This window comes from Sinomicrobium pectinilyticum, assembly GCF_003725735.1.
Classification (GTDB): Bacteria; Bacteroidota; Bacteroidia; order Flavobacteriales; family Flavobacteriaceae; genus Sinomicrobium; species Sinomicrobium pectinilyticum.
In genome coordinates, this window is the sequence record NZ_RJTM01000026.1 from 67,311 (window position 1) to 82,986 (window position 15,676).

Genomic DNA, 15,676 nt, shown 5'->3' on the forward strand with positions numbered 1-15,676 from the left:
TAGTTGAGTTGTCGGTTCATAAAGTGTAATTAATACACGTTATAAAATTATAAACTCATCCCCCATATTGTTAAATAAGATATTATCCGATTATGGTACTATATTATCACATTTTGCAAACTACACCTGAATAACGATCAATATCAAAGAATTACTTTTCATTATGTTTACATATTTCAGATATTTTCTTAAAAAAAAGAAAAGGCCTTACAGGAGGATTCCCATAAGGCCCGTTCAAAATATGTAAAAAATATTACTTGCCGTTAAAAGAAATCATAACCCAAATAACTAAGGCAAGTATTACTACAGAGGCTGCGATATCTATCCAACCATAGCTCTTTTCTTTGCTTTCTTTATCTTTAGGCGTAGTGGCAAAGGTAAGTCCGGCCAGTTGTTTTTCATCCTGTGCAGGAGTCAGTAAACTTACGCCAACCAACAACAGGATGCAGAAAAGGAAGAACCATGCCCCGAAAGTAAGGAAGTTCATGGTCGCCAGCGTATGAAGTATACTTCCTTCTGCAAAACTATTGCTCATCAACTCTATTACTATCCTCCCCATACCCAAAATAAAACCGATCACAAGGGTAGCATATGCACCCGTGGCATTGATCCGTTTACTGAAAATCCCCAACAGGAACACTGCAGTAATAGGAGGTGCTATGTATGATTGTACGGATTGCAGGTATTCGTATAGTACTCCGGATATGTTGGCCATGATTGGTATCCAGATAATCCCAAGGAATACCACGATCAGTGTAGCGATACGCCCTATCTGTACCAGCTTTATTTCCGGGGTATCCGGTTTCAGTTTTTTATAAATATCCACGGTGAACAATGTAGAACAGGAATTAAATACGGAGGCCAGAGAACTCATTAATGCCGCGAGCAGCCCGGCAGCAACCAGTCCGCGCAATCCGGATGGCAACAGGTTACTCATCAATACCGGAAAAGCTTCATCGGGGGTCTCCCATTGCAACATTCCTTTTTGTTTCAGCGCCAGTGCTATAACCCCGGGAACAAGGAATATGAATACCGGAAGCAGTTTGAGGAATGCTCCCCATATCGCCCCTCTTCTCCCCTCTTTCAGGTTTTTGGCAGTAAGGGTACGCTGCACGATATACTGGTCCGTACACCAATACCATATACCGATTATGGTACTGGTAATGAACAGGCTTGGCCACGGAAAGTCCGGATCGGAAGGTGGCCGCCACATATTAAAGTACTCCGGGCCGAGGGTTGCTTTCAGTTCTCCCCAGCCTCCCACATAATCAAGACCGATGAAAGTCAGCGCTGCGGCTCCTATAACCAGTATAATAGCCTGAAGGGTCTCGGTGTAAACTACGGCACGCATACCTCCGAAAATGGTATAGACACCGGTTAATATCACCGTAGCTATTGCCCCTACCCAGAAGTTAATGCCCAGCAAAGCGGATACGACTACACCTCCGGCATAAATGGTTACGGAAACCTTAGTCAGAATATATGCTATCAGGGATACTACGGACAGAAACCAGCGCGATTTTGCACTGAACCTGCGTTCCAGGAACTCCGGCATGGTAAATACACCACTACGGGCATAAAACGGCAGGAATACCCAACCGAGGATAAGCACCACCCATGCCTGTATTTCAAAGATGAGCATCGGCATTTTATCCCCGGCGCCGGCGCCGGCGAGCCCTACAACATGCTCCGAGCCGATATTGGAAGCAAAGATTGATGCCCCCACTACAAACCAGCCGATATTTCTCCCGGCAAGGAAATAATCTTCTGTATTTTTTGTTTTTTTCAATATCACCCAAACCGCCAGTCCGAACAGGACCAGAAAGTAAAGGGATATGCATATCCAGTCTAAATTGTCTAAACTCTTCATGTATTTATGGTCGGTTTTTACAGAAATCGTACGATAGCAACAATACTATACGCTGCTGTTCCATACGTTTTATTTAACAGTAAATTTAAAAATGGTTGTGGTACTGTATTCTTCTCCCGGCTCCAGTACCGTGGAAGGAAAATCCGGCTGGTTTGGGGAATCCGGATAGTGTTGTGTTTCCAGACATAATCCGGAACGGTGCACATAATTTTTGTTTTCCTTTCCTGTCAGGGAACCGTCCAGGAAATTCCCGGAATAAAATTGTATTGCGGGTTCTGTCGTAAGTACTTCCATTACCCGTCCGCTTTTTGGATCGTGTAATGTTGCCGCATGTTTCATCTCGCCATTTTCCCCGTTGAGCACCCAGCAATGGTCATATCCTTTACCGTATTCCAGCTGGGTGTCTTTTTGTTCAATATCTTTCCCCACTGTCTTGGATTGACGGAAGTCGAAAGGAGTGCCTTCCACGTCTTTTATTTCTCCGGTAGGAATCAGGGTCTTATTCACCGGAAGAAAAGCGTCGGCATTGAGTTCCAGTTCATGGCCAAGTATGGTTTCACTTTCCGGGGACAGGTTGAAATAAGAGTGTTGGGTGAGGTTTAACACCGTCTTTTTATCGGTGGCAGCCTTATAATCCACTTTCAGTTCATCGTCATTGGTAAGGGTATAAACTACGGTGACATCCAGGTTTCCGGGATAACCTTCCTCCATATCTTTGCTGCGATACTGCAATTTCAATGCAGCTCCGTTATCCGTTTTCTCTTCGGAAGCTGTCCAGAGCACCTTGTCAAATCCTTTGTTTCCGCCATGCAGATGGTTCGGGCCGTCGTTCTTGGCCAGGGTATATTCCTTGCCGTCCAGGGTAAATTTACCATTGGCAATACGATTGCCGTACCTTCCTATCAGGGCACCGAAATACGGCACTTCCTGCAGGTAACCTTCCAGCGTATCGAACCCGAGTACGATATCGCCCTGATTTCCGTCCCTGTCCGGAGTAGTCAGTGAGGTTATGATTCCGCCATAAGTAATAACTTTCATTTGCAAACCATTGGCATTGGTAAGTGTAAAGCGCTCCACTTCCCTGCCATCGGGCAATGTACCGAACTTTTCACTGGTAACGGATGTGGCAGGTTGTTCTTTTTCGACAACCTTGTTTTCCTGTGGTTCGGCCTGTTTTTTCTGTTTGGTATTGCACGCCAGCACGGCAAAGCATACCGCAGCTAAATAATGGGTTTTCATAAAGTTGATTTTTACGGACAGAGATCGGCAGATGTTCTTACACTTTCTTACCGGTCGTCTGTTTTTTAGTTACATATTGTTTTGAAACAAGTGGTAATATACTTCATTCCACCGTAACTTTTCTTTAAAATCCCGGACAATCGTGTTTTTGTCTATGGTCAGGAGCTCCACTCCCGCCATTTCGGCAAAGTCTTCCATAAATTCGGTAGTAGCAGCCTTGCTGTACACCGTGTGGTGCGATCCCCCGGCCAGTATCCATGCGGTTGCCGCGGTTTCCAGGTTAGGTTCCGGTTTCCACAATGCCCTTGCCACGGGAAGTTTGGGCAGGTCGTGTTCCGGTTCTACGGTCTGAACTTCATTCACAACCAGCCTGAACCTGTTGCCCATATCCATCATGGCGACATTGATTGCCGGTCCGGCCCCAACGTTGAACACCAGCCTTGCCGGGTCTTCTTTCCCCCCGATAGACAACGGGTGTACCTCCAGTTTCGGTTTTTCCGAGGCTATGGACGGACATATTTCGAGCATGTGCGATCCGAGTACCCGCGAACCTTCTTTACGAAAATCATACGTATAGTCTTCCATGAAGGAAGTCCCGCCTTCCAGTCCCTGGGTCATTATTTTCATGGTATGCAATAACGCGGCCGTCTTCCAGTCTCCTTCCCCGCCGTAACCGTAGCCATCGGCCATAAGCCTTTGTGTGGCTATACCGGGAAGTTGTTTAAAGCCGTGAAGGTCTTCGAAGGTATTGGTATATCCGCCAAAACCTCCTTCTTCCAGGAAAGCTCTTAACCCGAGTTCTATACGGGCAGAATCTTTGACCGCAGCCTGGTTAAATGCCGGATGATCGGTGCGGTATTGTTCCCTGTAAACAGCCAAAAGGTCTTCTACTTCCTTGTCAGTAACTGCTTTCAGGTACTCTACCACGTCTCCAATTCCATAACCGTTTACGGAAAAGCCGAAACGCATCTGGGCTTCTACTTTATCTCCTTCCGTAACGGCAACATGGCGCATATTATCTCCTATCCTGGCTATTTTAGCACTCTGGAACACATGCCATCCCACGGCTACACGGGTCCATACTCCCAGTTTCTTCCGCACGTTTTCCTCTTTCCAGTGCCCTGTGATCACCTTGCGGTTTTTGCGTAACCTGCCGGCCATAAAACCAAACTCCCGTCCGCCGTGCGCAGACTGGTTTTCATTCATGAAGTCCATATCTATAGCATCCCAGGGAATCCCGGCATTGTACTGCGTATGCAGGTGGCACAGGGGTTTACTCAGTAGCTGAAGTCCTTTAATCCACATCTTCGCAGGTGAAAAGGTATGCATCCATACTATTACTCCTACACACCTGTCGGCTACATTGGCTTCACGGCAAACCGCCGCTATCTGATCCGGCGTGGTTACTATAGGTTTGAATACCACATCTACGGGTATCTCACTGCTGTTATTTAAATGTCTGGCTATTTCTTCCGAGTGTCTTGCAACGTTTTGTAGTGTTTCTTCCCCGTACAAGTGCTGGCTCCCGGTGACGAACCACACTTCGTGATCGTTCAGATTTGTCATATTTTTCTCTTCGTTATCCTGGTTATTATTTTATTATTAAGTTATAGGTTAAAACCCTGCTCCCGATAGTCCTGATTATTATCGGGATTTATTGCAGCTACTTTAGTTTCTATAAATTTTCGTATTATGCTGGTTACTAGGTTACTGAGTTATTGAGTTTATGGGTATTGCCTAAATAACTTAATAACCCAATAACCAAAGAGCAATTTGATTGCTTTTATATACCCGGGGATTTGAATTCCAAGGTTTATTCTTTTTCCGTTTTTTTATTGTCCGTAATAGGCATCCTTGCCATGTTTACGGTTGTAGTGTTTTTGTATGAGGGTATCTTTTAATCTTGGCGCGGACGGGTTGATCTGCAGGGTGAGATAGGCCATTCTGGCCAGTTCTTCGAGCACTTTACTGTTATATACCGCTTTATCTGCATTTTTCCCCCAGGCAAACGGGCCGTGATTGCCGAGTAATACCATTTCCACTTCCGTATGGGAAAGTCCTTTTTCTTCAAAACAATCTACGATTTGTTTACCGGTCATGTGTTCGTAGTTACCCTGAATGTATTCGTCTTTCATGGGTGGGGCGCAAGGTATATCTGTGGTCAGGTGGTCCGCATGGGTGGTGCCGAAGATGGGAATATCCATCTGTGCCTGGGCCCATGCCACGGAATAGGTGGCATGTGTATGTACTATGCTCCCGATGTCTTCCCAGACCTTGTATAAATAGGCATGGGTCTTGGTATCGGACGAAGGACGCATTTTTCCTTCTATGATATTGTTGTCAAAATCCACAATGACCATATCTTCCGGAGAAAGGTCTGCATAGGGCACACCACTGGGTTTTATGGCAAAAACCTTTTTATTCCGGTCTACACAGCTGACATTACCGAAAGTATATACTACCAGTCCCAGTTCGGGCAGCTGCATATTGGCACGGTAACATGTTTCCTTTATTTCTTTGTATTCAGACATCGGATGTTGCTTTTACATTGTTCTTATGGGTACGCTCTTCTATAAAACCGGCAAGGGCTTCATAATGGCGGTACTTCTCTTTGTATAATTCCACTATTCCGGGCCTGGGCTCATATGTTTTTTCCATAGGACTTCCCATGGCTCGTACGGCTTCTTCCACATCGGGATAAACCCCGGCAGCGACCGCGGCGTAAATAGCCGCCCCCAGCGCCGGTGCCTGATCCGAAACCGCAATCCGTATGGGCCTGTTCAGCACATCGGCAAGTGTTTGCATGACAAAAGGCGCTTTTTTGGCCACACCGCCGATACCTACGACCGATTTTATCGCCACTCCTTCATCTTCGAAGCGATCCACGATTTTCTTTGCACCGAAACAGATGGCCTCTACAAGGGCACGGAAAATATGCGGCGCCCTGGTCCCCAGGCTTAAGCCGGTAATGGCACTTTTCAGGGCCTGGTCCGCGAAAGGAGTACGACGGCCGTTTATCCAGTCCAGGGCCAGCGGAACGCTTTCTTCCGCCGGTATTTTTTCGGCCTGTGCGGATAAGGCCGGAATGATTTTACTCTTCATTTCTTCTAGGAGTTGTTTCCTGGTTTCCGGTGAAATAAGTTCTGTTTCGGGTAACAGGTTCTGTAAAGGCCAGGAGATGATTTCCTTAAACCAGGCCAGCAGGTCCCCGAAAGCGGATTGTCCTGCTTCCAGCCCTACCCATCCGGGCACAACCGAACCGTCTACCTGCCCGCAAATTCCCTTCACGGCATTATCTCCGATAACCTCCTTAGGGGCTACCATAATATCGCAGGTAGATGTCCCCATTACCCGTACCAGTGAAAAAGCTTCCGCCCCGGCCCCGACGGCACCTGCATGGGCATCAAAAGTCCCGACGGCCACAACGGTGTTTTCCGTAAGTCCCAGTTTTTCACTCCATTCTTTACTCAGGTTGCCGGCTACGACATCGGAAGTATAAGTATCCGTGTACAGGTTGTTCTTCACTTTCACGAGGTAAGGGTCCAGGCGGGAGAGAAAATCATCTTCCGGAAGGCCGCCCCAGCTTTCATGCCACATGGCTTTATGACCGGCGGCGCACCTGCTTCGTTTAAAGGATTCCGGATCTTTTTCGCCCGTAAGAATAAAGGTCATCTGGTCGCAATGTTCCATCCATGACCATGCTGCTTCCTTCACGGCACGGTCTTCTCTTGCTATGTGAAGGATTTTGGCCCAGAACCATTCGGAAGAGTATACGCCTCCTATATATTCGGTATAGTCAATCCCGCCCCAGTTCCTGGCCAGGTGATTTATTTCGGCAGCTTCTTTAATCGAGGTATGATCTTTCCAGAGCACCATCATCGCATTCGGATTTTCTTCGAAACCAGGGGTCAGTGCAAGGGCCTTTCCCGTCTTGTCGACGGGAACCGGGGACGATCCGGTCGTATCAACGCATATGCCTACAATATTTTCGGGTTTTACGGCAGACCTTTTTACTATGGTCCTGATGGTAGCTTCCATACCTTCTATATGGTCCAGGGGATGTTGCCGGAAACGGTTTTCAGGGGCATTGCAGTACTTCTCTTCTTTCCACCGACGGTACCAGCGCACTTCACTCTCCAGGGTCTCGCCGTTGGCGGTATCAACCAGTACGGCCCGTACCGAATCCGTGCCGAAATCCAGTCCTACTACATATTTACTCATCTTATTATATACTTATTTTTAATACATTAAAGCTTTAAGCGCAAACAATTACTTTAATTCTAAAACCACAACGGAAAACGGAGGGAGTTTCACTTCCAGTTTCCCTTTTTTGCCTGAAAAATCCTTAAACGGCCTGGGGGTGACTTTTTCAGGATTATCAAAAGTATTATGGTCCTGTAATTTATCTGAGGTAAGTATGGTCCCGGCAGCCCCCTTTTTATTCACACCTTCCATGTTCAGGGAGAGGGTGTGCGATTTGGAAGCGTCTATATTCACCAGGGAAACATGTACCGCCCCGTTCTTGTCTTTAGAAGCGGATACCGAGAGTGCCGGGAGGCTTTTCCCGTTATATGTGTAGTTTACATTCTCAAACTCAACCGGGAGCAATGTGGCATCCTGGTGCACGCTGTACATTTTCATTACGTGGTATGTAGGCGTAAGTATCATTTTCTCCTCATCGGTAAGTATTACGGCCTGGAGCACGTTCACGGTCTGTGCCAGGTTGGCCATTTTCACCCTTCTTGCGTGGTTGTTAAAAGTATTCAGTGTAGTTCCTGCTATCATAACATCACGCATGGTATTCTGCTGGTACAGGAAGCCCGGGTTTGTCCCCGGTTCTACTTCATACCATCCTCCCCATTCGTCTACTACCAGGGCTATTTTGTTGTCCGGATCATACTTGTCCATTATATCACTGTGCCTGGAAACAAGTTCTTCTATTTCCAGTGCGCTTTCCATCGTTTCGAAATACTGCTTTTCGGAAAAGGCAGAAGCAGACCCCTTGGCACTCCAGTCTATCACGGCATAGTGGTGCAGTGCCATTCCTTCTATAAGACTGTGTTTGATATTCTTCATCAATACTTCCGTCCATTTATAATCATCACTGGAAGCGCCCGAAGCGACCCGGAATATTCCGGATTCGTTGGACCATCCGCTAAGGAAGGTAGCGTATTTCCTGTAGACATCAGAATAATATTCCGGTGTCATGTTACCTCCGCATCCCCATGCTTCGTTCCCGATTCCCCAGTATTTTACATTCCACGGTTTTTCCCTTCCGTTCTCCTTTCTCAGGTCGGCCATCGGGCTTTTACCGTCGTGGTTGGTGTACTGCACCCAGTCTATGAGTTCCTGTACGGTACCACTTCCCACATTTCCGGACAGGTAGGGCTCCGTTTCCAGCAGTTCACACATATTCAAAAAGTCGTGGGTACCGAAGCTGTTATCTTCGGTCACCCCTCCCCACCAGCGGTTTACGATCGTAGGGCGGTCTTCTTTAGGGCCTATACCGTCTTTCCAGTGGTAGGTATCGGCAAAGCATCCCCCCGGCCATCGAAGGTTTGGTATATTCAGTTCCTTAAGGGCTTTGACAATATCATTCCTTACACCCGCCGTATTCGGAACGGTTTTGTTTTCCTCCCCAACATAAAACCCATCGTAGATACATCGTCCCAGATGTTCCGCAAAATGACCGTATATATGTTTACTTATGGTATATTCTCCCTTATCGGCATGAACGGTGACCTCCTGCTGTGCTTCCGAACACAGGGCAGACAGGCCGAAAGCAATAGATAGAAAAATGGTATTGGTTTTCATAGATCAAAAGTTAAAAGTGTATGTTTTACATTTGTAAAAATAATTAAAAAATATTAAAATGCTAATTATAATCCGAAAAAAAGTATACCGTCATTACAAACAACACAATTTACAAAGATATTTTGCATCTTTGTCACATGTCAAAAATTCAAAATATTTCCGGATGTTTCTGGTTTTTCCTGAAATTAAATGTATATTTATCCGTTAATAAATAATATCTTACAAAAACTGTGCACATAAACCTGTTTCTCCCCTCTTTGTATAGTGTTCTTAATTTTATCGAATCAACAAATCTTAACTAATGGATTACAATTACAATCAAGAAGACAAGGCCCTCGTGGCTGTAGACTGTATTATCTTTGGCTTTGACGAAGAGGACCTCAAACTGCTCCTTATAAAAAGGGGGTTTGAACCGGAAAGGGGAAAATGGTCATTAATGGGAGGGTTTTTAAAGAAAAACGAAGTTCTCGACGAAGCCGCAAACCGCGTACTCTATACGCTTACGGGCCTTAATGATGTGTATATGGAGCAGCTTTACGGTTTCAGTAAAGTAGACAGGGACCCTGTGGAAAGAACAATATCCGTTGCTTATTATGCCCTTATTAATATTAACGACCACAACCCCAAACTGCTGGATCAACATTCCGCGCAGTGGTTTTCCATATCCGAAGTACCGCAGCTTATCTTTGACCACAATGAAATGCTCGACAGGGCCCTGAAGAGACTGCGTCGCAGAACATCTACCAACCCGGTTGGTTTTGAACTGCTTCCCAAAAAGTTCACTATGCGGCAACTGCAGAAATTGTACGAAGTCATTCTCGGAGAGGAACTGGACAAAAGGAATTTTCAGAAAAAGATCAAACAGATGGATGTTTTGGTCAAACTGAAAGAAAAGGATATGACCTCCTCTCGCAAAGGGTCTTTTCTCTATGAATTTGACAAGGAAAAGTACCAGGAAAAAGTATCCGACGGCTTTACTTTCCGGGTCTGAAACACTAATATAAGAACGGCAAATGTCCCGGGAAACAGCAAAATGCACATACACTACTGTTTTTCAGTGAATTAAGTGCAGTGATTTTTTTTTCAAAAAAAACATGTCCTTATTTGGCAACTTATTTTTTTTGTACATTTTTGTACCCGATTAGGCTGAATAAGAATGAAACTTGTTTATGACCCCGGGTATGCGGCGATGAGGAAGTCGTTACCGTATACCGTTCCCAAGTGGAGCAACCGGGTTTTTAAGCTTACTTCCGGAATTACATCTAAACTTCACTCATATTCTGGGGCATCTGCCGTACATCATGCCCTGTTTTTACGTATTTGATCTTTTTGCTTTTATATTATATCTTGTTATCTACAAAACAACCCTTATTTTTATAATACAAAAGCAAAAGAATGAAAACGAAATACATAGATCTCATAGATCAAACCTATTATTTTCCGCAGGAAGAATTCACTCTCGACGACGATACGCTGAAGTTTCATGATATTGACCTTATGGCACTGGTAAAGAAATACGGGGCTCCCCTTAAATTTACCTATCTGCCGCAAATATCCAATAATATCCAAAAGGCCAAGAAATGGTTTGACAAGGCTATTGAGATCCATAACTATGCCGGCAAGTACCACTATTGTTACTGCACCAAAAGTTCCCATTTTGAACACGTGCTCACCGAGGCGCTGAAAAACGATATCCATATCGAAACGTCCTCTGCTTTTGACATTAACATTGTGAATAACCTTCTGAAACAGGGCAAACTTACCAAAGACCATTACGTATTATGCAACGGTTTCAAACGCGAACAATATGTACAGAACATTGCCGACCTTATCAACGGCGGGCATAAGAAATGCATTCCCATTATCGATAATTACGAAGAAATAGACCTTCTTACCGAGGCCATAGACGGCAATTTCGATATCGGGATACGCATAGCATCGGAGGAAGAGCCTAAATTTGAATTCTATACCAGTAGATTGGGTATAGGGTATAAAAACATCATACCGTTCTACAACAGGGCTATTGCCGGTAATGAAAAAGCTACGCTGAAAATGCTGCACTTTTTTATCAACACCGGTATCCGTGATACGGCGTACTATTGGAACGAACTCCTTAAATGCCTTAAAGTATATATACAACTGCGGAAAATCTGCCCTACCGTAGACAGCCTGAACATAGGCGGAGGTTTCCCTACCAAGAATTCCCTCGCCTTTAACTACGATTACCAGTATATGATCGATGAGATCATCAACCAGATAAAGATTTCCTGCGAAGAGGCCGACGTGCCCGTACCGCATATCTTTACCGAATTCGGGAGTTTTACCGTGGGCGAAAGCGGAGGGGCCATTTACGAGGTGCTCTATCAGAAACAGCAGAACGACCGGGAAAAATGGAACATGATAAACTCTTCGTTTATCACTACCCTGCCCGACACCTGGGCCATAAGCAAACGCTTTATCATGCTGGCCATAAACCGCTGGAATGACGAATACGAAAGGGTGCTGCTGGGCGGGCTTACTTGCGATAGTGACGATTACTACAACAGTGAGCAGAACATGAACGCCATTTACCTGCCCAAGTACAGCAAGACAAAACCACTGTACATAGGCTTTTTCAATACCGGCGCATACCAGGAAACCATTGGGGGCTTCGGCGGACTGCAACACTGCCTTATCCCCACGCCAAAACACATATTAATAGACAGGGACCAGGACGGCAATATCACCACCGAAATATTTGCCGAGCAACAGAGAGCAGAAGACTTACTTAAAATTTTGGGATATGATGAAAATTAGAAAAGAAAGCTGACCGCTAAATAAACCGGGTGCCGGGAGACCATCATATCTTCCTTCCGCCGACAGGCAGACATCCGGGCCGCAAGAATGATTATATTTTTCCGGAGGATAGGCAACAGAAAACAGCAGATATAAAAACAACGGTATGCCATTATCCTTCTCCGAACAACACTAACAGTAAAACAAAAGCAGATTACCGATGCCGGAAGACTGTCGGGATAAAAAACAAAACTCCCGTTTCCCGTCTGCCGCCATACAAGAAAAACACGAATACGATGAACAAGAGAACATACGCCGGAATACCTGAAAAATACACTCGTATAGACGATGCCAGGGTAGTATTGATCCCTGTTCCTTATGATGGTACCAGCACCTGGCAAAAAGGAGCCGATAAAGGCCCGGAAGCATTTCTGGATGCCTCCGAGAATATGGAATTGTTTGATATAGAAACACGTACAGAACCTTATAAAAAAGGCGTATACCTGGCCCCGCCCATTACGGAGAACACTTCCCCGGAAAAAATGGTGGAAACCGTCTACAGGACGACCAAAAGCTATATTAACCAGGATAAATTCGTTACCATTTTCGGAGGGGAACATTCCGTTTCCATCGGGACAATCCGCGCCTTTAACGAGTGTTTCGAAGATCTTACCGTGGTACAGATAGATGCTCATGCCGACCTTCGGCCGGAGTACGAAGGTTCTGCCTGCAATCACGCCTGTGCCGTATATGAAGCCAGCAGGAATACCAATCTCATACAGGTGGGCATACGAAGCATGGACATTGCGGAACTGGACCATATGGACGAAAACCAGGTTTATTTTGCACACGAGATCATCAATGATGATGACTGGATGACCGATGCCGTACACCAGATGACGGAAAACGTGTTCATCACCATAGATCTCGATGCCTTTGACCCTTCCATCATGCCGTCAACAGGTACACCGGAACCCGGTGGGCTGCTGTGGTACGAAGCACTGGAGTTCCTCCGCAAAATATTCAGGAAAAAGAATGTGGTAGGGTTTGATATCATGGAACTTTGTCCGGATGAAAATGAGAAATCCTCCGACTTCCTGGCGGCCAAACTGTATTATAAACTGCTGGCCTACAAATTCAAATACACCGGGAAGCAGGACGATGATGAAGATGAGGATTAATTTAATTATTTTGTAAGAATATTTTTATATTTTTATTACATCCGGCAGGGATGCGCTACGGAACATCCCTCCGGAAAAATAAAAGAGTATTCCCTCCCGCTCATCATGAGGAGGAAATCGGAAAATCATAAAAAGAAACACAATGAAGGGAGCAATTTCAAATTTTATAGAAAAGTATTACCTGCACTTCAACGCGGCTGCCCTGGTGGATGCTGCCAAAGCCTATGAGCAGCAGCTGGAGAACGGGGCCAAGATGATGGTTACCCTGGCCGGGGCCATGAGTACGGCAGAACTGGGCAAGATCTTTGCCGAAATGATCCGCAAAGATAAAGTACAGATCATCTCCTGTACCGGGGCCAACCTGGAGGAAGACCTGATGAACCTCGTGGCGCATTCCCATTACAAAAGGGTACCCAACTATCGCGACCTTACTCCCAAAGAGGAATGGGAGCTGCTCGAAAAGGGACTGAACAGGGTTACCGATACCTGTATTCCCGAGGAAGAGGCCTTTCGCCGCCTGCAAAAACACATCTATAAGATATGGAAGGATGCCGATGATAAGGGAGAGCGTTATTTTCCCCATGAATACATGTACAAGCTCCTGCTTTCCGGCGCTTTGGAAGAATATTACGAAATAGACCTCAAAGATTCCTGGATGTATGCTGCCGCAGAGAAAAACCTGCCTATAGTAGTTCCCGGATGGGAAGACAGCACCATGGGAAATATATTCGCTTCCTATGTTATTAAAGGCGAACTGAAAGCGTCTACCGTGAAAAGCGGTATCGAGTATATGGCCTTCCTGGCCGACTGGTACGGCAAAAATTCCGGTAAAGGTGTCGGGTTCTTCCAGATAGGCGGAGGTATTGCCGGCGATTTCCCCATATGTGTAGTGCCCATGCTCTACCAGGACATGGAAATGCACGACGTACCTTTCTGGAGCTATTTCTGCCAGATATCCGACTCCACCACCAGCTACGGTTCCTATTCCGGTGCGGTCCCCAACGAAAAGATTACCTGGGGTAAACTGGACATCGATACGCCCAAGTTCATTATAGAATCTGACGCCACAATAGTAGCCCCGCTTATTTTTGCATATTTGTTAGATATGTAAAATGATAAAAAAAATAACTTGCATACAATATTCATTTTGATTTATTTTTAGGCCAGTATTAACAATTCCCCCATATGAAACGCGTAATAGTTGATTATAAGAAACTTACCAATGAAATCCTCACCTTACTGGTAGAAAAGTACCCTGACGGTTATGGTGATGACGACATTATAAGGTTTAAGAATGCCAATAACGAAACCGTGGAAGCACTGGAAGTGCGTACCGAAGATGCGGTTTACCTGGTAAAAGTAAGTACCAGGCTGGCAAATACCATGGAGAACTTTGACGAGGACGAAGATGACTTCGACTCCGGGGATGTGAGCAGCTCCGTAGAGATCCCGGACGATCCGGAAGAGGATGAAGAATAGAGAACGCTATATAAACTCCTGAAATACCATCAGGAGTTTTTTATTGCCCGGGAGTATGCGTACCTCCTGTAAATTACCATAAAACAAAGCCACGGATACATGGACCTTTTTATGTATCCGTGGCTTGATTATATAAACCGTATCGTTAATTAGCTGTTTACGGGTATAAAGACTTGCTGCCGTTGGCTACAATATTACTTCCCAATCCGGAGAAAGACACTTTAAACTTGCTGGAATTGAAGCTGAGCGATCCCGTTGGCGTACACAGGCCCAGGGCATACTGGCACTTGCCATAGGCTCCGGAGTTTTTGATAATTTTGCTGTAACTCTTTGCCTTTCCGAGAGAAATGTACCCCCAGTCGCTTACATCCGTATTGGAAACCCTGCCCGAAGAATAATAGATGGTGATCTTATACCCCATTTCTCCCCGTTTGGAACCCCATAGCCAATTTGCTGTCCACCAGCGTTTGTACCATTTGCTATAAGTCCTGGCCTGAATACCTTCTTCTTTTCCGGAAGAAGCTTCTTCCGAAGTTTCGGTTTCCCCGGCTTTATCGATCATGACCAGTCCGCTGAGAATATTGTCCCATACAATCCCGGAATCGCGATAGAAACACTGGGTCCTGTAAACGGCCTCTCCCCTTTTCCAGGTGATCTGCATGACATTATCGCCGGACTTTATTTCTTCCCTCGCAGCCGCCTCCACCCTGCTTTGTATATCCGCCAGTCCTTTACCGGAGTACAGGCTTTCCATAGGATCAATTTGTACGGAAGCAGGATCGGTAATATTGCCATAAGCTATAACATTTGCCTGGTCTTTTACCGTACGGTGAGATAATTCCACGCCTTTTTCGGTGGTAATACTTCCCAGTAACTCAATACCCATAATTTGCAGATCGTTTGGCAAATATTTAGCCAGGTTCTGACGGGTGAGTTCCAGTTGTTCCTTTACCGCTTCCGGCAAATCCTGCGTAGACAGCGGGGTAAGTTCGCTTTTCAGGTCTTCCGTAGTCTGCTTTTCCTGTGCAACTTCATCGGGTAATTCCGTAGTGTCGTTCTGGCAGCTATACATAGCCAGCGCCAATAAGGCTATCATCAGCCTTAGCATAAATGAAGGTTTTGTTTTCATTTCAATGTAAGATTAAGGGTTAATGTTATGTTAAAACTAACAAAAAATCTTACATAAATTACAAAACCTAACAAAAAAATGTGTGGCCATGGCACGTAAGGGTTTTGAATGGGGGATTTTGTTGGATTGAGGGAAGGAGGACTCCCCTCTGCCTGTACTTCAGTTAACTCAGTAACCATGGCATCTCCG

General features: G+C 45.5%; 12 protein-coding genes. 5 read left to right on the top strand and 7 right to left on the bottom strand.

Annotation, left to right across the window (positions count from 1 at the left end; genetic code table 11):
- Window positions 1–253 precede the first annotated feature (253 nt).
- From ED312_RS04505 to ED312_RS04530, 6 genes are all read right to left on the bottom strand, one after another.
- Window positions 254–1,870: a sodium:solute symporter gene (locus ED312_RS04505; protein WP_123214813.1), complete on the bottom strand. Its 1,617-nt coding sequence runs from the start codon at window positions 1,868–1,870 to the stop codon at window positions 254–256.
- Between the two features lie 69 nt (window positions 1,871–1,939).
- The gene (locus ED312_RS04510; RefSeq protein ID WP_123214814.1) at window positions 1,940–3,109 is read right to left on the bottom strand and encodes an aldose epimerase family protein; all 1,170 of its coding nucleotides are present in this window, start codon (window positions 3,107–3,109) and stop codon (window positions 1,940–1,942) included.
- Between the two features lie 69 nt (window positions 3,110–3,178).
- Window positions 3,179–4,675: an L-arabinose isomerase gene (araA, locus tag ED312_RS04515; protein WP_123214815.1), complete on the bottom strand. Its 1,497-nt coding sequence runs from the start codon at window positions 4,673–4,675 to the stop codon at window positions 3,179–3,181.
- Window positions 4,676–4,941: 266 nt separating this feature from the next.
- A complete protein-coding gene (locus ED312_RS04520) occupies window positions 4,942–5,640 on the bottom strand; it encodes an L-ribulose-5-phosphate 4-epimerase (RefSeq protein ID WP_123214816.1) in 699 nt (232 codons plus the stop codon).
- Window positions 5,633–7,330, bottom strand: a complete 1,698-nt coding sequence (locus tag ED312_RS04525; RefSeq protein WP_123214817.1) for a ribulokinase — start codon at window positions 7,328–7,330, stop codon at window positions 5,633–5,635. Before ED312_RS04525 ends, ED312_RS04520 begins: the two co-directional genes overlap by 8 nt.
- Before the next feature lie 48 nt (window positions 7,331–7,378).
- A complete protein-coding gene (locus ED312_RS04530; protein ID WP_123214818.1) occupies window positions 7,379–8,923 on the bottom strand; it encodes an alpha-N-arabinofuranosidase in 1,545 nt (514 codons plus the stop codon).
- Window positions 8,924–9,224: 301 nt separating this feature from the next.
- Here ED312_RS04530 and ED312_RS04535 point away from each other — a divergent pair, with 301 nt between their 5' ends.
- The 5 genes from ED312_RS04535 (at window position 9,225) to ED312_RS04555 (ending at window position 14,358) form a co-directional block, all read left to right on the top strand.
- Entirely contained in the window at window positions 9,225–9,914 is a 690-nt protein-coding gene (locus tag ED312_RS04535) for an NUDIX hydrolase (protein WP_123214819.1), read from the top strand.
- A 404-nt stretch (window positions 9,915–10,318) separates the two neighbouring features.
- Window positions 10,319–11,719, top strand: a complete 1,401-nt coding sequence (locus ED312_RS04540; RefSeq protein WP_123214820.1) for a type III PLP-dependent enzyme domain-containing protein — start codon at window positions 10,319–10,321, stop codon at window positions 11,717–11,719.
- A 275-nt stretch (window positions 11,720–11,994) separates the two neighbouring features.
- On the top strand, window positions 11,995–12,879 hold the full coding sequence (gene speB, locus ED312_RS04545) for an agmatinase (protein WP_123214848.1): 885 nt from the start codon (window positions 11,995–11,997) through the stop codon (window positions 12,877–12,879).
- A 142-nt stretch (window positions 12,880–13,021) separates the two neighbouring features.
- Complete coding sequence (locus ED312_RS04550; RefSeq protein WP_123214821.1) at window positions 13,022–13,990, top strand: deoxyhypusine synthase family protein; 969 nt, start codon at window positions 13,022–13,024, stop codon at window positions 13,988–13,990.
- Window positions 13,991–14,064: 74 nt separating this feature from the next.
- Complete coding sequence (locus tag ED312_RS04555) at window positions 14,065–14,358, top strand: hypothetical protein (protein WP_123214822.1); 294 nt, start codon at window positions 14,065–14,067, stop codon at window positions 14,356–14,358.
- A gap of 157 nt (window positions 14,359–14,515) precedes the next feature.
- Here the strand turns inward: ED312_RS04555 and ED312_RS04560 are convergent, their stop codons facing one another.
- Window positions 14,516–15,487 (bottom strand): hypothetical protein, encoded by a 972-nt coding sequence (locus ED312_RS04560; RefSeq protein ID WP_240643025.1) that lies wholly within the window; start codon window positions 15,485–15,487, stop codon window positions 14,516–14,518.
- Window positions 15,488–15,676 lie beyond the last annotated feature (189 nt).